Annotated in this window: 18 protein-coding genes and 1 tRNA gene; 7 read left to right on the top strand and 12 right to left on the bottom strand. The window is 33.9% G+C overall.

The features are described from left to right. Positions 1-4: 4 nt before the first annotated feature. Genes ACKOWY_RS04430 through ACKOWY_RS04455 form a run of 6 tightly spaced genes read right to left on the bottom strand, consistent with a single transcriptional unit; the run spans position 5 to position 5503 of the window. Positions 5-1300, bottom strand: coding sequence for a DASH family cryptochrome (locus ACKOWY_RS04430; RefSeq protein ID WP_408940235.1), 1296 nt, complete (start codon positions 1298-1300; stop codon positions 5-7). Beyond that, complete coding sequence (locus ACKOWY_RS04435) at positions 1297-2832, bottom strand: cryptochrome/photolyase family protein (RefSeq protein ID WP_408940236.1); 1536 nt, start codon at positions 2830-2832, stop codon at positions 1297-1299. Before ACKOWY_RS04435 ends, ACKOWY_RS04430 begins: the two co-directional genes overlap by 4 nt. Position 2833: 1 nt before the next feature. Next, positions 2834-2971: a DUF2256 domain-containing protein gene (locus ACKOWY_RS04440; protein WP_408940237.1), complete on the bottom strand. Its 138-nt coding sequence runs from the start codon at positions 2969-2971 to the stop codon at positions 2834-2836. Continuing rightward, positions 2937-4445, bottom strand: coding sequence for a deoxyribodipyrimidine photo-lyase/cryptochrome family protein (locus ACKOWY_RS04445; RefSeq protein WP_408940238.1), 1509 nt, complete (start codon positions 4443-4445; stop codon positions 2937-2939). The genes ACKOWY_RS04440 and ACKOWY_RS04445 overlap by 35 nt, the downstream gene beginning before the upstream one ends. Then, entirely contained in the window at positions 4438-5085 is a 648-nt protein-coding gene (locus tag ACKOWY_RS04450) for a flavin reductase family protein (protein WP_408940239.1), read from the bottom strand. Before ACKOWY_RS04450 ends, ACKOWY_RS04445 begins: the two co-directional genes overlap by 8 nt. Positions 5086-5095: 10 nt before the next feature. Then, positions 5096-5503 (bottom strand): DUF2452 domain-containing protein, encoded by a 408-nt coding sequence (locus ACKOWY_RS04455; RefSeq protein ID WP_408940240.1) that lies wholly within the window; start codon positions 5501-5503, stop codon positions 5096-5098. Between the two features lie 117 nt (positions 5504-5620). On the opposite strand from ACKOWY_RS04455, the gene ACKOWY_RS04460 reads away from it, so the two are divergent. The 4 genes from ACKOWY_RS04460 (at position 5621) to ACKOWY_RS04475 (ending at position 10460) form a co-directional block, all read left to right on the top strand. Continuing rightward, positions 5621-6280: a TetR family transcriptional regulator C-terminal domain-containing protein gene (locus tag ACKOWY_RS04460; RefSeq protein ID WP_408940241.1), complete on the top strand. Its 660-nt coding sequence runs from the start codon at positions 5621-5623 to the stop codon at positions 6278-6280. Continuing rightward, complete coding sequence (locus ACKOWY_RS04465) at positions 6280-7593, top strand: ABC1 kinase family protein (protein ID WP_408940242.1); 1314 nt, start codon at positions 6280-6282, stop codon at positions 7591-7593. The genes ACKOWY_RS04460 and ACKOWY_RS04465 overlap by 1 nt, the downstream gene beginning before the upstream one ends. A gap of 5 nt (positions 7594-7598) precedes the next feature. After that, on the top strand, positions 7599-8225 hold the full coding sequence (locus ACKOWY_RS04470; protein ID WP_408940243.1) for an alpha-ketoglutarate-dependent dioxygenase AlkB family protein: 627 nt from the start codon (positions 7599-7601) through the stop codon (positions 8223-8225). A gap of 183 nt (positions 8226-8408) precedes the next feature. Continuing rightward, a complete protein-coding gene (locus ACKOWY_RS04475; protein WP_408940244.1) occupies positions 8409-10460 on the top strand; it encodes a CotH kinase family protein in 2052 nt (683 codons plus the stop codon). Positions 10461-10579: 119 nt separating this feature from the next. Here ACKOWY_RS04475 and ACKOWY_RS04480 read toward each other — a convergent pair whose 3' ends face one another. The 3 genes from ACKOWY_RS04480 to ACKOWY_RS04490 form a co-directional block, all read right to left on the bottom strand. Continuing rightward, the gene (locus ACKOWY_RS04480; protein WP_408940245.1) at positions 10580-10831 is read right to left on the bottom strand and encodes a GIY-YIG nuclease family protein; all 252 of its coding nucleotides are present in this window, start codon (positions 10829-10831) and stop codon (positions 10580-10582) included. Positions 10832-10887: 56 nt separating this feature from the next. Next, positions 10888-10962, bottom strand: a tRNA-Val gene (locus tag ACKOWY_RS04485). A gap of 65 nt (positions 10963-11027) precedes the next feature. Beyond that, positions 11028-12248, bottom strand: coding sequence for a bifunctional folylpolyglutamate synthase/dihydrofolate synthase (locus ACKOWY_RS04490; RefSeq protein ID WP_408940246.1), 1221 nt, complete (start codon positions 12246-12248; stop codon positions 11028-11030). A 128-nt stretch (positions 12249-12376) separates the two neighbouring features. Here ACKOWY_RS04490 and ACKOWY_RS04495 point away from each other — a divergent pair, with 128 nt between their 5' ends. After that, positions 12377-13087, top strand: coding sequence for a MotA/TolQ/ExbB proton channel family protein (locus ACKOWY_RS04495; RefSeq protein WP_408940247.1), 711 nt, complete (start codon positions 12377-12379; stop codon positions 13085-13087). Continuing rightward, complete coding sequence (locus tag ACKOWY_RS04500; RefSeq protein ID WP_408940248.1) at positions 13071-13466, top strand: ExbD/TolR family protein; 396 nt, start codon at positions 13071-13073, stop codon at positions 13464-13466. Before ACKOWY_RS04495 ends, ACKOWY_RS04500 begins: the two co-directional genes overlap by 17 nt. 34 nt (positions 13467-13500) lie before the next feature. Here ACKOWY_RS04500 and ACKOWY_RS04505 read toward each other — a convergent pair whose 3' ends face one another. After that, positions 13501-14082: a tRNA-(ms[2]io[6]A)-hydroxylase gene (locus tag ACKOWY_RS04505; protein WP_408940249.1), complete on the bottom strand. Its 582-nt coding sequence runs from the start codon at positions 14080-14082 to the stop codon at positions 13501-13503. Positions 14083-14142: 60 nt separating this feature from the next. Here ACKOWY_RS04505 and ACKOWY_RS04510 point away from each other — a divergent pair, with 60 nt between their 5' ends. Further along, positions 14143-15372 carry a glycosyltransferase gene (locus ACKOWY_RS04510; protein ID WP_408940250.1) on the top strand — a complete coding sequence of 410 codons (1230 nt, stop codon included), beginning with the start codon at positions 14143-14145 and terminating at the stop codon, positions 15370-15372. Positions 15373-15422: 50 nt separating this feature from the next. On the opposite strand, the gene ACKOWY_RS04515 is transcribed toward ACKOWY_RS04510, so the two are convergent. Together ACKOWY_RS04515 and ACKOWY_RS04520 are read right to left on the bottom strand one after the other, a co-directional pair. Further along, positions 15423-17018, bottom strand: a complete 1596-nt coding sequence (locus tag ACKOWY_RS04515; protein WP_408940251.1) for a 2-oxo acid dehydrogenase subunit E2 — start codon at positions 17016-17018, stop codon at positions 15423-15425. Between the two features lie 2 nt (positions 17019-17020). Then, a partial coding sequence (locus tag ACKOWY_RS04520; RefSeq protein WP_408940252.1) for a thiamine pyrophosphate-dependent enzyme occupies positions 17021-17503 on the bottom strand: 483 nt, incomplete at its 5' end.

Here is a 17503-nt window from a genome sequence, read left to right on the forward strand (position 1 = left end):
AAGTTTATCTGCCTTGCAGCCATAAATTTCTAAAATCTCCATTTTTATCATAATCGGAGGCTTGTTTTTCAATGTTAAAATAACGGTTGCCTCGCGGGTCATTGCCAACGCCTGCCAGATAGGCCCAGTTGCCCCAATTGCTGCACACATCGTAATCAATTAATTGCTGCTCGAAATAAGCGGCGCCCAATCTCCAGTCTAGTTTCAAATCGTTGCATAAATAACTAGCTACATTTTGTCGACCACGATTGCTCATGAATCCGGTATGTTTCAATTCGAGCATGTTGGCATCAACAAAATCAACTCCGGTTTTACCCTCTATCCATTTTTGAAGTAGATTAGTATTTGAGTTGATTTCTGAACTTTCTTTGTTCTGGATACCTGCTTTTTGGAATAATTTTACTTTGTGTTTCTTCATCATAAATCGAAAATAATCACGCCATAATAATTCAAAAACCAACCAATAAGTAGAATCATTTGCTCCAAATTGGTGCTCGTATTTTTTTAATTCCTGATAGATAAATCGGGGTGAAATACAACCCATGGCCAGCCAAGCCGAAAATTTTGAAGAATAATCTGCCCCGATCATCCCGTTGCGGGTTATTTTATATTCTGAAATGCATTTACTTTCATAAAAATAATGATTCAGTCTAGCAATTGCTTCTGTTTCACCGCCTTTAAAATGAAGTACTGCATGCGAATCAATAGCTTGAGGGGTTAATCCCAATTCTTCCAATGTAGGAAGATTCATAGTTTCAATAATTGGAGATTTTATTTGCGGAGGCACATTAAAAGCAGGTCGAATAACAGATTCTTTTTCAGTTTTTTTTCTAAAATTGGTAAACACATCGGGAATGTTTTTAATAGAAAAAGGTAAATCTTCAGCGTGATACAAGGTGCTGGTGCTGAACGATTCGAAATCACATTTTATTTTAAACAGTGCTTCCTGAACTTTTTGTTCGGTGTTTCGTTCTTCAAAAGCAACCTCTCTTTTAGCAAACACTTTAGTTGCCTTATGTTGCTTTACTAATTTTGGAATTTCCTCTTCGGGTTTTCCTATTAAAATGACTAAACTAGATCCTAGGGCTCTTAAATTCCGATCTAAATCCTCAAGGGATTCCAATAGAAACTGCGCTCTAAAACTACCTGTTTTTTGGAAACCAAATTTGGTGGTGCCAAATTGTCCCTCATCAAAACAATACACTGGAATAATGAAATCACTTTCTGTAATGGCCTTAATTAAGGTTTCGTTGTCGTGTAATCGCAAATCGGTTTTAAACCAAACCACACTTATTGTCATAATTCGTTAATGTTATTTAAATAATAATCGGCTTGTTCAAGCAAAGCTGTTTTGTCTTCATTTTTCATTTTTCGCCATACATTATACATCATCCCAATGCGAGGATTAGAGGCAAGTTTGCTTTCATTTTTATCATAAAAATTCCAATATAAACTATTGAACGGACAGGCTTTATCACCTGTTTTTATATTTTTTTTGTAAAAGCAACTGCCGCAATAATGGCTCATTTTATCGATATAACTTGCTGAACTCACATAAGGTTTGGTTCCAACAATGCCTCCATCTGCAAACTGACTCATGCCACGCGTGTTGGTGATTTCTACCCATTCAAAGGCATCCAAGTATATTCCGAGATACCAAGCATCGATTGCATCGGGGTGCACTCCGGCCAAAAGCGCAAAGTTTCCTGTGATCATTAGGCGCTGAATGTGATGCGCATATCCATAGTTTAAGGATTGATTTATGGCATCTTTTAGGCAATTCATTTTTGTTTTCCCTGACCAATACCAAGATGGTAAATCAGCCTGATTGTTAAAGAAATTCAAAGCAGCATAATCGGGCATTTTGTTCCAGTAGATACCGCGCATGTATTCGCGCCAGCCAATTATCTGCCGAACAAAACCTTCCAATTGGTGAAATTCAATTTCATCGGGCCTACGTTTCCATTCCTCAATTACCCGATCGATTACTTCTTTAGGAGAAATGAGTTTGATGTTCATGGAAAATGAAATTCGAGAATGATATAAAGACCATTCATTTGGCATCATGGCATCTTGATAACTTCCAAATAAAGGGAGGCAATTGGTTGCAAAAAAATCTAATAATTCTAACGACTGCGCCCTATTTATTGGCCAAACGAAATTTTTAGCATCAATAGTTCCAATAGTTTTAATGTTGGTTTTATTTATTTCTTCCAAAATGTTTGAAACGTTGTTGTCAAACACCAATGGTTTTGTTGGTTTGTGGTCTTTGGGTAGTTTTTTTCGATTGTCACTATCGTAATTCCATTGTCCTGTGAGCGGCTGATCTCCCTCCATTAATACCCCATTTTTCTTACGCATGGCACGATAAAAGTTTTCCATTAGAAACATTTTTTTGCCTTGAAAAAAATCGCCCAATTCATTTCGGGTGGTATAAAAATGTTCAGAATCTACGGCAGTGCTTGTTATAGAAATTGAACGACAAAGTGCTTTTAGAGTTTCGTCTACACGAAATTCATCGGGTAATTGGTATTCAAAATGCGTAAAGTGATGGGTTTCAATTAGGTTTTGTATGTTTTTTTCAATTGATTGAAAGTTGTTTTCATCATTTAATTGAAGGTAAATCAGTTGGTGTCCATTTGACTTTAATTCCGCAGCAAAAGAACGCATGGCAGCAAAAATCCCAACTACTTTTTGAACATGATGTTGCACATAATCGGTTTCTGTTCGAATTTCCATCATCACATAAGTAACGGAATCTTCTGTTTTAGAAAACCAAGAATGATTGCTATTTAATTGATCGCCTAAAATTAATCGTAAGGTTTTATTCATTTTATTTATTGCTTCGGCATTTATCACTACAGTATTTTACTTCGTCCCATACTTTTTCCCATTTCTTTCTCCATGAAAAGGGTTTGTTGCAAACGACACAAATTTTACTTGGAAGATGCTGTTTTTTTACTCCGCGCATTTTTTAATTTATTTGGATTTTGCACATGTTTGTTTAAAATTCTTTTTCCTTCAATCTTCACTTCACTTTTATTTCTAAAACTCCAAACTATTTCACTGGCTCGTTTCCGGGATTCTTCAATATCTACAATAGGAAACGGATAATCTTTTCCAATTTCACAATTGTAAAATTGTTGTTCAATGAGGTTTAATTTCCAAGGTTCATGAATTAAATTGGGTGGAATTTGATCTAATTCGGGAACCCATTTTTTTATAAATATTCCCTCTGGATCGTGGTCTTCCGAATTTTTAATTGGATTATAAATCCGAATTGTATTGATGCCGGTGGTTCCCGCTTGCATTTGCAATTGGGGATAGTGAATTCCGGGTTCATAATCTAAAAACTGTCGCGCCAAAAAATGCAGTTCCCGCCAATCTTGCCATAAATTGAAAGTAAAAAACGAAACCACCATGGCTCGCATTCTAAAATTAATATATCCTGTAGTAACCAGGCAGCGCATGCAGGCGTCAATTATTGGAATTCCAGTTTTACCTTCCTGCCAAGCTTTAATATAGGTGTCGTTTTTTTGTTTTACTAATTGATCATAAGCGGAGTTAACATTTTCAAATTCCATGCGGCATTCGTCTTCAAATTTTTGAATGAAATGGCAATGCCAATGCAATCGAGAAACAAAATTTAAAAGAGCTCTTTTGTTTGTTGCCTTGTCATAATTTTGAAGCGTGTATTGATACACCATTCTCATGCTGATGTTCCCATAAGTCAAGTAGGGAGATAATCGGCTACATCCTTTTCTGCTTAAGCTGGGTTTAGAAATATGTTTGCTGTAATTTTTATGGCGCTCTTTAATGAAACTATCCAAATAGCGCCAAGCCCAATATTCTCCACCTTGTTGAAAGTTTTCATTTCTAGTAATAATCTCTTTGGGAAGTTCTTTTCCTTTTAATTTCAAATAAAAAGCAGGCTCTAAATTTTCAAATTGAATTGCATTTATGTCTACCATTTTTGGGGTAGCGCGCATTTCTTGTTCCCATTTTTTATCCCAGTCGGATCTTGATTTGAGTTTTCTAATAACTCCGTGCATTTGGGATTGCTTCCATTCAATGTTATGAATGTCAAAAAATACCTGCATGGATTTATCCCTATTAAAAGTAATTTGATTGCCAATTTCTTGATGTGAAAATACCGTTTTAATGGTGTATTTTTTTTGTAATGCTTCAAAAACGGAAGCTACTTCATTATGGAAAAAATAGATTTGAGTTGGGATTTTACTCAGTTTATTTTGCAATTCTTGAATGGATTCATAAATAAACCTCCAATGGCGCACATCGGAATCATCATAAGACATTACTGAAGGTTCAAAAAAATACAATAATAAAATCGGAATGTCTTCTTTCTGTGCTAAATATAATGGTTCATGATCTACAAATCGAAGATCACGTTTAAACCAAATAATATTTATTGTTTTGTTATTCAATTGTTGGTATTGACTTTATTTCAAGATTGGGTTTTGCATAGCTCAATCGATCCAATATTATTGTTTTATGATAACTGTCAAGTCCGGAACAGGTAACAGTATTTGCTTTTTCAATATCTACAAAACCGTCTGTTGCTATACAATTTTGGGGCACATAAATGTGTTTGATTTCTCCAATAACAAGCGTGGTGTTGTTGCTTGTAATGTCAATTTTTTCTTTGAATTCAATTCCCAATTGAATTTTGCTTTGTGCTACGTAGGGCGCCAAAAAATGGTCTTTATATTCTTCATTTAAACCCGTAATTTCAAATTCGGATACCTCTTTATCATATCGAGCCGAAGTTTGATGGGCTTGTTTGTAAATGGATTCATTTACATGGTTTAAGGTATAATAACCGGTTTCTATAATGTTACTAAAAGTGTTTCTTTCGGGTGGTGAAGGCCGAAAGATCAAACCAATTAATGGCGGATTGGCACCCACATGAAAAATAGAACTGAACACCGCCAAGTTGGTATTTCCATTTGTATCGATAGTGCCAACAAGGGCCAGACTTTTAAATCCGCCCAAACTATTTATTAAATGCGCTCTTTCGTGTTTTTCTAAATCTATTAAGGTTTCCGATGTAAAATGTTTTACCATGTTTTTTGGATTATTTAATTTTATCTATCGAAATCCATTTTTTGTCACTATTCAATTTGAATGTTCCAATATGTTCTTTATTCCATTCCAATGGAGAAATTAAAGACAAGAAATTTTCACCATCATCGCCCCGATACAGGTGATAGATTTCGCCAATTACAGGTTCAAAAGAAAAATTTGAATTGTAAACCAATTCATTGTTTTCAAATTCTTTCAATAATTTTTCATATTCCTGTCTGAGTTCGTAAAATTTATTTTCAAACTCTTTATTTACCGAACTTATGTTTCTGCTCTTCCAAGAAACGATGTTGTCTATTTTAATTACTGGTGCTCCAACATTTGTAGGATAATTTAATAAACTAGAATTGTAACCGGTTTCGTGATTATATACTACATTGTCAGGTCTTTCTTTCTTCATTTTTAATGATTTAGGTGTGCTTTTTTTGGAAATAAAAAATTAACAAATATTTTTGTTTAACAAATGTACAAAATTGTTAAACAATATTTATCTTTACACCAACAAAATTTATCAAATATGGCAACAAAAAATGCAACACTAACCAAAGATGCAATCGTATCTATGTATATGAATTATGTTTTAGAACATGATGAAAAGCCAAAATCTGTTTATCAATTTTCGAAACAAAATTCTATTTCAGAAACAGAATTTTATAATTTCTTTGGAACCATTGAAAGCCTTGAGAAAGAAATTTTCAAAATCTTTTTTGATAATACCTTTCAACTTATTCAAAAGGACGAAAATTATGAATCGTATGATATGAAAGGGAAGTTGTTAAGTTTCAATTTTACTTTTTTCGAATTGTTAACTGCCAATAGAAGTTATGTATTGTTGGCTTTAAAAGAACACGGCAACCATCTTAAAAGCTTGATGCAGCTTTCTAGTTTGCGCACGCATTATATTCAATTTGTATCCGGAATTATTTCTGAGGAAATGATTGTAAAACAGGAGAAACTTCAAAATATTCAAGAGAAAGCCATTCAAGAATCTTTTTGGGTTCAATTGGTATTAACCATGAAATTTTGGTTGGATGATAGTTCACCAGCCTTAGAAAAAACGGATATTTATATTGAAAAATCAATTAATACCGCGTTCGAATTAATGAACGCATTTCCATTAGACAGTCTTTTTGATTTTGGAAAATTCCTATTTAAAGAAAAAATTTATTCCAAATAATGAAAACAATAGACTACATCCCGACTTCCAAAATTCAAAGAGCCTCTAAGTTGGTCCAAACTGGAGCTAAAGTCGGCGTAAATTATTTGAAATATTATGGCGAAAAGCTGGTCAATTCCGATTTAAATAAAGACAAGCTGAATGAAAGTAATGCCGAAGATATTTATGACGGTTTGAAGAGTTTGAAGGGAAGCGCTCTTAAAGTGGCTCAGATGTTGAGTATGGATAAGAGTTTTTTGCCGCAGGCGTATGTAGAAAAATTCTCACTTTCTCAATTTTCGGTACCACCGCTTTCCGCACCTTTGGTTTTGAAAACTTTTAAAACCAATTTGGGAAAATCACCATATGAAATTTTTGATGAGTTCAATCCCAATTCGGTTAATGCAGCCAGTATTGGACAAGTGCATAAAGCTGTAAAAAATGGAAAAAATTTAGCTGTTAAAATTCAGTATCCCGGTGTTGCCAACAGTATTTCATCCGATTTGGCTTTGGTAAAGCCCATCGCTATTCGAATGTTCAATCTTCAGGGTAAGGATTCTGATAAATATTTTAAGGAAGTTGAAGATAAATTGATTGAGGAAACCAATTATTTATTGGAACTAAAACAAAGCCAGGAGGTAGTTGCTGCTTGTAATAAAATTGAAAATTTAGTATTCCCTGAATATTATCCTGAATATTCTACTGAGAAAATTATCACCATGGATTGGATGTCAGGAATTCACCTTTCAGAATTTGCTGCAATAAATAAAGACCAAGAAATCGGTAATAAAATAGGTCAAGCTTTGTGGGATTTTTACATGTATCAAATTCACATTTTGAGAAAAGTACATGCCGATCCGCATCCTGGAAATTTTATGGTGAATGAAGAAAATCAGCTCATAGCACTTGATTTTGGTTGTATGAAAGCAATTCCGAATGATTTCTACATTCCGTATTTTCAATTAATAGACAAGAATATCATTAATAATCCAAAATTGTTTTCTGATAAATTATATGAATTGGAAATTCTAAGAGTTGATGATTCAAACGAGGAGGTTGACTATTTCACTTCGATGTTTTACGATTTGTTGTCTTTGTTTACCAAGCCTTTTCAAACCGAAAATTTTGATTTTTCAGATGATGAATTTTTTGAAAATATCGCCAAACTTGGGGAACGTTTTGCAAATGACACGACTTTAAGAAAAATGAATGGAAACAGAGGTTCTAAACATTTTATATATATGAACCGTACCTTTTTTGGATTGTATAATTTGTTGTACGATTTAAAAGCTAAAATTGTGGTCAATCAGTTTTTGAAGTATCAAAATCAATAATCAAAATGGATTTATTTAGCCAAGAAAGAAACGATAAAAAATTTGAAGTTTTGTCGTTAGAAGACGGTGAAATATTAGTCATGAAAAACTTTTTCGATCCTTCTGAGGCACAAAACTTGTTTGAGATTTTGCAAAAGACCATCAATTGGAGACAAGAACAAATCAAAATGTACGGGAAAACCCATCTTGTACCTAGAAAAACAGCATGGTATGGAGAGGAGGGTTTGAATTATTCCTATTCTGGAATTATTTGTCATCCAGAAAAATGGACTGATGAACTCAATTACATTAAAAGTGAAATTGAAAAATTAATTCCTTCAGAAAAATTTACAAGTGTTTTGTTGAATTTATACAATGATGGAAATGATAAAATGGGTTGGCATGCAGATGATGAGAAAGAATTGGGAATCAATCCAACTATTGCTTCAGTGAGTTTTGGTGCGACCCGAAGATTTGATATTAAGCACAAAGAGATTTCCGGATTGCAATATCAATTTGAATTGACTTCGGGATCATTATTAATTATGCAAGGGGCTTTGCAACACCATTGGATACATCAAATACCAGCGCAAAAGAAAGTCACTAAACCTCGAATAAATTTAACTTTTAGAACAATAAAAGAGCCTCACTAATGTGAGGCTTTTTTTTTATACAATTAATATTTGTAGTATTGGGTTTAAGAAATTAATACTGAAATAATTAAAAATAAATTTTAGTTATATTCGATATTAAATACTATAACTTTGCTTGAATTTAAATAATCTAGAAAAGTCCATTTTTGAAGAAAATAAATTTCAAAAATTAAATCTGATAATATGAAGAACGCTCATAAAATTAATTTAGTATTATGCCTTTTGCTGTTTGTGAATTTTTCTTTTTCACAGGTATTTACAGATAGTAACTTACCAATAGTTATTATTACTACTGATATTAATCCTTCAACCAATTTGCCTTATGAGATTGTAGATAGTCCCGATGTGTTAGCAACAATGAAAATTATCAAACACAATGATGGGACAAGAAATTATGTATCTGATCAAAGTACATCTTCATTATTGAATTATAATGGTCGTATTGGAATTCAAATTAGAGGGTCTTCCTCTCAAGCAGCACCTAAAAAAGCCTATAAAGTCACAACTTTAATGGCTGATAATATTAGTAATAATAATGTGAGTATTTTAGGGATGCCATCCGAAAATGATTGGATATTAAACGGGCTTGCTTTTGACCCCTCATTGATTCGCGATTATCTTGCATATAATACTTCAAGAAAGATGGGGAATTATGCCTCAAGAACTCAGTATTGTGAAGTAATGATAAATGGTGAATATATGGGTTTGTATTTATTTCAAGAAAAAGTAAAAGCAGATTCAAATAGGGTGAATATTGTTAAGATTACTAATACAGACATTGCGGGTGACAATTTAACTGGAGGTTATATTACTAAGGCAGATAAAACTACAGGAGGTGACCCAATTGCTTGGTCAACACCTTCATATACGGGCGTGATGGTTGACTATATTCATGAACTTCCAGATCCTTTAGCAGTGAATTTAGTTCAAAATTCGTACATCTATAATCATTTTAATGACTTTCAATCAGCAATTTCTTCTAATAACACCTCGTTAAGTAACGGGTACCCCGTGTTTATAGATGTTCCATCATTTATTGATTTTATGCTTTCTAATGAATTTGCTGCAAATGTTGATGGGTATCAATTTAGTACTTATTTTCATAAAGATCGTAATGGGAAATTAAGAGCAGGACCAGTTTGGGATTTTAATTTAACATTAGGTAATGATTTGTTTTTTTGGGGATATGATAGGAGTAAAGTTGATACTTGGCAATTTGACAATGGTGATAATATAGGTTCCAAGTTTTGGAAAGATTTATTTGATAATTCCGAATATAAATGTTATTTATCTAAACGGTTTAATGAGTTAATTCAGCCGGGACAGGCAATGAATATAAATTATATAAATGCGTATATTGATGCTACTGTTGCTTTAATAAGCGAAGCTGTTGTTCGTGAAAATCAAAAATGGAATACTGTTCCGAATCTTTCGCAAGAAATAATAAATATTAAATCATTTATTTCAAATAGAATTTCTTGGATGACTAATCATTTGGGAAGTTTTACAAATTGTACTGGAGTTTATGTCCCACCCCTTGTAATTACTAAAATACATTACAATCCGTCAACAACAACAAGTTTTCCGATTAGTGCTGATCAAGAATTTATTGAAATTTCGAATACAGGTTCTTCTTTAGTTAATTTATCTGGCATCTATTTTAAAGAACTTGGAATTAGTTATCAATTTCCATTCAATTCTACGATTTCAGGAAATTCTAGTATATTTTTAGCATCAAATAGTTCGGTTTTTCAAACTCAAAATGGTTTTGCTCCATTCGGACAGTTTACTAGGAATCTCTCAAATAAATCTCAAAAATTAGTTCTCTCTGATGCCTTTGGAAATATAATTGATAATGTGGAGTATTTTGATTCTGCTCCTTGGCCAACAGCTCCTGATGGAAATGGAAGTTACTTGCAATTAGTAAGTACAAGTTTGGATAATAATTTAGGTTCTAGTTGGATTGCAAGTTCTAATGCTTTAGCAACAGATGAAATCAGTACCAATTCTTGGGTAACAATTTATCCTAATCCAGTTGTTAATTATTTAACTATAAGTTCATCAAATCAGATACTCAAAATTGATTTTTTTGATATTTCAGGAAAAGTTGTTAAATCCCTTGATGTAAATTCAAGCCAAATTTCTACTGATGTTTCTGCTTTGTCAAACGGGGTGTACTTTATGACGATAGAAGGTGAGTATGGCATTAAGCATTCTAAGTTTATTAAAAACTAAAATTTTATAATATCATAATAAAAAAAAGCCTCACTAATGTAAGGCTTTTTTTGTGGGCGATGAGGGGTTCGAACCCCCGACCCTCCCGATTACATCGGGATGCTCTAAATTAAAAGATATTATTCTTTATTTATTATGAGTTCTTGAATTTTGATTTTGCTTTTCCAGGACTTGATTTGTTTTTCTCTAGCAATAGCTTCAGATTTTTCAATAAAGGTTTCTGAGTATACGATTTTCCAATCATTGTTAGTTCCAGTAAATCCTTTGCTTTTTTGATTATGGCGTATTATTCTTTCTTCCATATTAGAAGTAAATCCAATATAAAATTTATCTTTTGTATCACTGAAAAGTATGTAAACAAAAAATATCATAAAATTAAATTAGATTAATAAAAAAAACTCCAACATTTCTGTAGGAGTTTTTTTTGTGGGCGATGAGGGGTTCGAACCCCCGACCCCCTCGGTGTAAACGAGGTGCTCTGAACCAGCTGAGCTAATCGCCCGATTTTTGATTTCTCATTAATCAGGGTGCAAATATAGGGCTTATTTTTAATCTAGCAAACATTTTCTATAAAACTTCTGCAACCACAAAAGTGCTTCCTCCTATATAAATAAAGTCGTTTTTGTGGGCATTATGTAATGCAGTTTGATAAGCATGTGAAACAGAAGTACATACTTTTCCGTGAAGTGCTTTTTGGGCCGCTTTTTCTTGTAAAATAGTGGCGTCTAAACCACGTGAAATTGATGGCTTGCAAAAATAATATTCGGCTTCCAAAGGAAATAAAGGAAGTATTTCGTCCAAATCTTTATCGTTTACTACGCCCAAAACAATGTGTAGTTTTAGGTATTTTTCTTTTTTTATTTGGTTCAATACCACTTGTAAACCATGTGAATTATGTGCCGTATCACAAATTACCTTGGGCTCTGATTGTAGTTGTTGCCATCTCCCTTGTAGTCCGGTATTGTGAATTACATTTAGAAGTCCGTTTTTTATTTCTTCTTCCGAAATCGAAAAAACTCCTTGCTCTTGTAGAACTCGAATGGTTTGCAATACCGTTTTTTTATTTGCAATTTGATAATCACCGAGTAAAGCAGAAGGGTAGGATTCAGAAATTAAATCGGATGCAAAATATATTTCTGAATTAGTTTGTTTCGCTTTATCTAAAAAAACTGGTTGAGTTTCTTCAGTATATTCTCCTATCACAACGGGAACATTCGGTTTTATTATTCCGGCCTTCTCTGTGGCAATACTGGAATAGCTAGTGCCTAAAAACTGGGTGTGGTCTTTGGCAATATTGGTAATTACAGAAACGATTGGGGTGATAATATTGGTCGCATCCAATCTTCCGCCCATTCCAACTTCAATTATATTGATATCGGTTTTCACTTTTTGGAAATAGTCAAATGCTAAACCCACTGTCATTTCAAAAAAACTAAGTTGGTTTTCTTCAAAAAAAGATTTGTTTTTTGATACAAATTCACAAACAAATTCTTCTGTTATTTCTTCACCGTTGATTTTAATTCTCTCTCTAAAATCTTTAAGATGAGGGGAGGTATACAAGCCAACTTTATAGCCTGATTCTTGCAAAATGGAAGCGAGCATGTGTGAGGTAGATCCTTTTCCGTTGGTGCCTGCAACATGAATGCATTGCAATTTTTTTTCGGGATGATTTAAATGTTTTGCCAATCCTAGCGTGTTGGTTAAATCTTCTTTATAGGCAGAAGCACCTTGCAATTGATATACAGGTAATTGATTGAAAAGCCAGTTGATTGTTTCTTGGTAATTCATTTATTTTTAGAATAAAAAAAATCTAATACAAAATATTTTTCCAAATTTGTAGTTTACTATTATATTAGAAATTATCTTTAGTGCAAATTTGAGATTATTTTTAATAACTAAATCAAAAATAAAAAAGTATGATGAATTTTTTTCTACAAGTGCAAAACGATACAATCGCTAAAGCAACCGGAGCCGTTATAGAAGGTGCCGTAAAAACGAATGAAATTACGGTTTTGGAATTTATCTTTAAAGGAGGATTTTTCCTTATTCCTATAGCCCTTTTATTATTTTATACTTTTTATTTAATTATTGAGCGTTATTTATATATCTACAAGCGTGCAGTAATTGATCCGTTTTTGATCCGTGATATTCGTGAGAATTTGAATGCCGGAAATTTAGATGGTGCCGTGAATAGTGCCGAAAGAAGTGGTACCGCTTCAGGATATGTACTACGCGAAGGAATTTTAACTATTGGTAGACCAATTTCAGAAATTGAATCGAATATGGAACGCGCTGCTAATATTGAAATTGGAGGGATGGAACGCAAATTAGGGCAATTAGGATTGATTGCCGGTATTGCGCCAACATTTGGTTTTATTGGAACTATTGCAGGGGTTATCAAAATATTTTATAGTATTTCACAAACGGAAGACATTAGTATTGGAAATATTTCCGGCGGATTGTATGAGAAAATGATTAGTTCTGGTGCCGGATTAGTTGTGGGAATCATTGCTTATTCAGCGTACCATTTATTTAATGGAAAAATTGACAGCTTTGCTTTAAGCATTCAAAAACAAGTATTAGATTTTGTTAATATAATTCAGCGTCCAAATGGTAAAACGAAATAAACGATTTCACGCCGAAGTTGCGACTTCGTCCTTAAGTGATATCATGTTCTTTTTGCTTTTGTTTTTCTTAATCATTTCAACATTAGCAAATCCGAATGTGATTAAAATGACCTTGCCAAAATCTAAAACAAGTGAAAAGACCAACAAACAGCTTATTAGTTTGTCTATCACAGAAGATAAACGATATTATTTGGATAAGGAAGAAATCCCTTTTGCTGATTTAGAGACTACATTGTTTTCTAAAATGGGTGCTGCCAAAGACCAAACGGTTGTAGTTCGAATTCCATTTAATCTTCAGGTTCAAGACTTAGTAGATGTACTTCAAATAGGGGTCAAAAACAAATTAAAATTTGTCATAGCAACCAATAATTCAAAATAAAAAAAGGCAGTTTCAAACTGCCTTTTTTTATTCATTATCCATGTACTGTTTCTGATTTGCCGTAGTTGGTGATTAATTCTCCTTCAAATTCCAACCATTCTTTCCAGCGTTTATCCACATCTACTTTTTCGGTATATTTTCGGGCAAATTTTAGGAAGGTGGTGTAATGTCCTGCTTCACTAATCATTAATTTTCTGTAAAATTCAGCCAATTCTGGGTCTTTAATATTTTGCGATAAAACCTTAAAACGTTCGCAACTTCTTGCCTCAATCATTGCAGAAAACAAAAGTCGATCAATAAAAGAATCGTTTCTACTGCCGTCTTTTTTCATGAATTTAAAAAGCTCATTCACATAATGGTCTTTGCGCTCTCTTCCCAGTTTTAGTCCGCGTTCTTTAATAATGTTGTGCACCAACTGAAAGTGTTCAATTTCTTCTTTGGCTATTTCTAATAAATCGGTAACAAGTTCTTCATGCTCCGAATTATAGGTAATTATTGTAATGATATTAGTAGCTGCTTTTTGTTCGCACCAAGCATGATCGGTAAGAATTTCTTCAATATTTGATTCTACTACGGTAACCCATCTTGGGTCGGTTACTAATTTAAGACCTAACATTTGTATAGATTTTTGATATATGCAAAATTAAGTCTTTTCTTTGTAATTGAATTCGATATTATGGTAAATTCTAAAACTTTATTAATTCTAGGTTTTGTTTGGCCCGAGCCAAAATCTTCGGCTGCTGGAAGTCGTATGATGCAATTGATAGATTTGTTTGCTGCTGCAAATTATCAAATCACTTTTGCGAGTACAGCACTAAATTTGGAATTTTCTGAAGATCTAGTTTCGCGAGGAATTTCCTTAAAAAATATTGAGTTGAACGCCTCTTCTTTTGATTCATTTGTATCTGAATTAAATCCGGAAATTGTTTTATTTGACCGATTTATGGTAGAAGAACAATTTGGTTGGAGGGTTGCCGAAAATTGCCCTAATGCCTTGAAGGTTTTAGATACCGAAGATTTACATTGTTTGCGGCTAGCACGACAATTGGCTGTAAAAGAAAAGCGTGAATTTACATTAAACGACTTGTATTCGGATGTTGCTAAAAGAGAAATCGCGAGTATTTTGCGATGTGATTTAACTTTGATGGTATCCGAATTTGAAATGAATTTACTTCAATCGCAATTTAAAATTGCAAACGAATTACTTTATTATTTGCCAATCTTTGCTGAAAAACTCGTCGATAATCCTTCGTATGAAGATAGAGCAGATTTTATTTTCATTGGCAACTTTCTGCACGAACCCAATTTAGATTGCGTTCGTTATTTATCAGAAACGATTTGGCCATTGCTTACCAAGCAATTGCCGGAAGCAAAAATGTTGGTATATGGTGCTTATCCTAGCCCGAAAGTAATGCAATTGCACAATCCAAAAATGAAATTTGAGGTTTTGGGTAGGGCAGAAGATGCTTTTGAAGTCATTAAAAAAGCCAAAGCAATGTTGGCACCTTTACGATTTGGTGCAGGAATAAAAGGTAAACTTTTGGAGGCTATGCAATGCGGAACTCCAAGTGTTACATCTTCTATTGGCGCTGAAGCTATGGCTGGTGGTATGGAATGGAATGGCTTTATTTCGGATGATGCTAATGATTTTGTTACTTCGGCTGTTCAGCTTTATAGAGATGAAAAACTTTGGGAAACATGTCAAGCGAATGGTTATGCTTTATTAGAGAATCGTTACCATAAAAATTTATTTGAAAGCAACTTAATGAAACAAGTGATAATGGTTATTGAAAATCTACACCAACATCGCAAAGCAAACTTTATAGGTACAATTTTGAACCATCACCTAAATTTAAGTACCAAATACATGAGTAGGTGGATTGAAGAAAAGAATAAGACAAAATAAAAAAACCGCTCATTAAGAGCGGTTTTTTTTTATAATATAATAGCTATAAATTAAGCTAACATAGTCACTGGATTTTCTATAAACATTTTTAATGTTTGTAGGAATTGAGCTCCGGTTGCACCATCAATTGTTCTGTGGTCACAAGCTAATGAAAGCATCATGGTATTTCCAACTACAATCTGACCATTTTTCACAACTGGTTTTTCAATGATTGCACCTACAGAAAGTATTGCTGAGTTTGGTTGATTGATAATTGAATTGAATTCAACAATTCCAAACATTCCAAGGTTTGAAACAGTAAATGTGCTTCCTTCCATTTCGTTTGGAAGTAATTTTTTAGTTTTTGCTCTTCCTGCTAAGTCTCTAACGCCAGCACCTATTTGAGACAAGCTCATTGCATCTGTAAATCGTAAAACAGGAACAACCAATCCGTCTTCAACTGCTACTGCAACTCCAATATTCACATGGTGGTTGATGGTAATTGCATCCTCATTCCATTGGGAATTAATTTTTGGATGTTTTTTTAATGCCATTGCACACGCTTTGATTACCATATCGTTAAATGATACTTTGGTGTCAGGAACAGCATTTATCATTGCTCTTGATTTCATCGCTTCATCCATGCTCACTTCAATAGTTAAATTGTAGTGTGGTGCCGTGAATAAAGATTCTGCCAATCGTTTAGCAATAATTTTTCGCATTTGCGAATTGTTGATTTTTTCGGTTACTACTTCTCCAGCTGGTACAAACGGTTTTGCAGCCGCAATGGTTTGTTCTGCTTGTTGAGAAGTTGTTGCGGCAACAGGAGCTGCGCCATTGAAATTTTCGACATCACTTTTAGTGATACGGCCATTTTCACCTGTACCTTTTATTTGTGAAAGGTTGATACCTTTATCTTTAGCAATTTGTTTGGCTAACGGAGATGCAAAAATACGATCGGTTGTGTTAGCTACTGGTTGGTGTGAAGCAGCTGCTGCAACTGGAGCTGCAACGGGTTCAGCAGTTTTTGCTACAGGGGCTTCTGTTTTACCAAAATTCTCTGCAACACCTGTAATGTCAGTTCCTGCAGGACCAATAATTGCTAATACGCTATCTACTGGTGCTGATTCGCCTTCTTGAATTCCGATATATAATAAAGTTCCAGCATTAAAAGATTCGAATTCCATGGTTGCTTTGTCGGTTTCGATTTCAGCAAGGATATCTCCTTCTTTTACATTATCTCCAACTTTTTTCAACCAAGTTGCAACAGTTCCTGTAGTCATGGTGTCACTTAAACGTGGCATCGTTATTACTTTTACTCCGGCAGGAATTGCTGCTGGAGTAGAAGTTGTAGGAGTTGCTTCAACTGGAGCTGCTTCGGCAACTGGAGCTGGAGCTGCGCCTGATAATAAACTAGAAATATCTTCGCCTTCTTTTCCTATGATTGCTAATAAAGAATCTACAGGGGCAGATTGACCTGCCTCAATTCCGATGTGTAAAAGCACACCCGAATTAAAAGATTCGAATTCCATTGTAGCTTTATCGGTTTCGATTTCAGCTAAAATATCTCCTTCTTTAATAGTATCTCCAACTTTTTTTAGCCATGAAGCAACAGTCCCTTCAGTCATGGTGTCGCTCAATCGAGGCATTGTTATTACTGTAGCCATAATTATAATCTATGAGAAATGAAAGGATAATTTTCTTGTTCGTAAACTACATCATACAATTGTTGCGCTTCTGGGAAAGGAGATTCTTCAGCGAATTTTTCACATTCGTCAACTAAATCTTTTACTCTTTCATCAATCGCTTCAATTTCTGCATCGGTAGCATATTTTTTTTCTTTGATGATATCTAAAACTTGAGTAATTGGGTCAATTTTACGATACTCATCTACTTCTTCTTTAGTGCGATATAATTGTGCATCCGACATAGAGTGACCTCTATAACGATATGTTTTCATTTCTAAAAATGTTGGTCCGTCACCACGACGCGCTCTGTCAATTGCTTCCTGCATAGCTTCAGCAACTTTTACAGGATTCATTCCGTCAACTGGTCCACATGGCATTTCATAGCCTAAACCTAATTTCCAAATATCGGTATGATTTGCTGTTCTTTCAACTGAAGTTCCCATGGCGTATCCATTGTTTTCACA

It is taken from the genome of Flavobacterium sp. (genome assembly GCF_046073885.1).
Taxonomy (GTDB): Bacteria; Bacteroidota; Bacteroidia; order Flavobacteriales; family Flavobacteriaceae; genus Flavobacterium.

What these genes read in the sequence shown, in the direction of transcription:
- ACKOWY_RS04435 (WP_408940236.1), bottom strand. Translation starts at nt 2,832, where the DNA reads ATGAATAAAACCTTACGATTAATTTTAGGCGATCAATTAAATAGCAAT.
- ACKOWY_RS04470 (WP_408940243.1), top strand. Translation starts at nt 7,599, where the DNA reads ATGGATTTATTTAGCCAAGAAAGAAACGATAAAAAATTTGAAGTTTTG.
- ACKOWY_RS04495 (WP_408940247.1), top strand. Translation starts at nt 12,377, where the DNA reads ATGATGAATTTTTTTCTACAAGTGCAAAACGATACAATCGCTAAAGCA.
- ACKOWY_RS04515 (WP_408940251.1), bottom strand. Translation starts at nt 17,018, where the DNA reads ATGGCTACAGTAATAACAATGCCTCGATTGAGCGACACCATGACTGAA.
- ACKOWY_RS04500 (WP_408940248.1), top strand. Translation starts at nt 13,071, where the DNA reads ATGGTAAAACGAAATAAACGATTTCACGCCGAAGTTGCGACTTCGTCC.
- ACKOWY_RS04505 (WP_408940249.1), bottom strand. Translation starts at nt 14,082, where the DNA reads ATGTTAGGTCTTAAATTAGTAACCGACCCAAGATGGGTTACCGTAGTA.
- ACKOWY_RS04430 (WP_408940235.1), bottom strand. Translation starts at nt 1,300, where the DNA reads ATGACAATAAGTGTGGTTTGGTTTAAAACCGATTTGCGATTACACGAC.
- ACKOWY_RS04440 (WP_408940237.1), bottom strand. Translation starts at nt 2,971, where the DNA reads ATGCGCGGAGTAAAAAAACAGCATCTTCCAAGTAAAATTTGTGTCGTT.
- ACKOWY_RS04450 (WP_408940239.1), bottom strand. Translation starts at nt 5,085, where the DNA reads ATGGTAAAACATTTTACATCGGAAACCTTAATAGATTTAGAAAAACAC.
- ACKOWY_RS04490 (WP_408940246.1), bottom strand. Translation starts at nt 12,248, where the DNA reads ATGAATTACCAAGAAACAATCAACTGGCTTTTCAATCAATTACCTGTA.
- ACKOWY_RS04480 (WP_408940245.1), bottom strand. Translation starts at nt 10,831, where the DNA reads ATGATATTTTTTGTTTACATACTTTTCAGTGATACAAAAGATAAATTT.
- ACKOWY_RS04455 (WP_408940240.1), bottom strand. Translation starts at nt 5,503, where the DNA reads ATGAAGAAAGAAAGACCTGACAATGTAGTATATAATCACGAAACCGGT.
- ACKOWY_RS04460 (WP_408940241.1), top strand. Translation starts at nt 5,621, where the DNA reads ATGGCAACAAAAAATGCAACACTAACCAAAGATGCAATCGTATCTATG.
- ACKOWY_RS04510 (WP_408940250.1), top strand. Translation starts at nt 14,143, where the DNA reads ATGGTAAATTCTAAAACTTTATTAATTCTAGGTTTTGTTTGGCCCGAG.
- ACKOWY_RS04475 (WP_408940244.1), top strand. Translation starts at nt 8,409, where the DNA reads ATGAAGAACGCTCATAAAATTAATTTAGTATTATGCCTTTTGCTGTTT.
- ACKOWY_RS04465 (WP_408940242.1), top strand. Translation starts at nt 6,280, where the DNA reads ATGAAAACAATAGACTACATCCCGACTTCCAAAATTCAAAGAGCCTCT.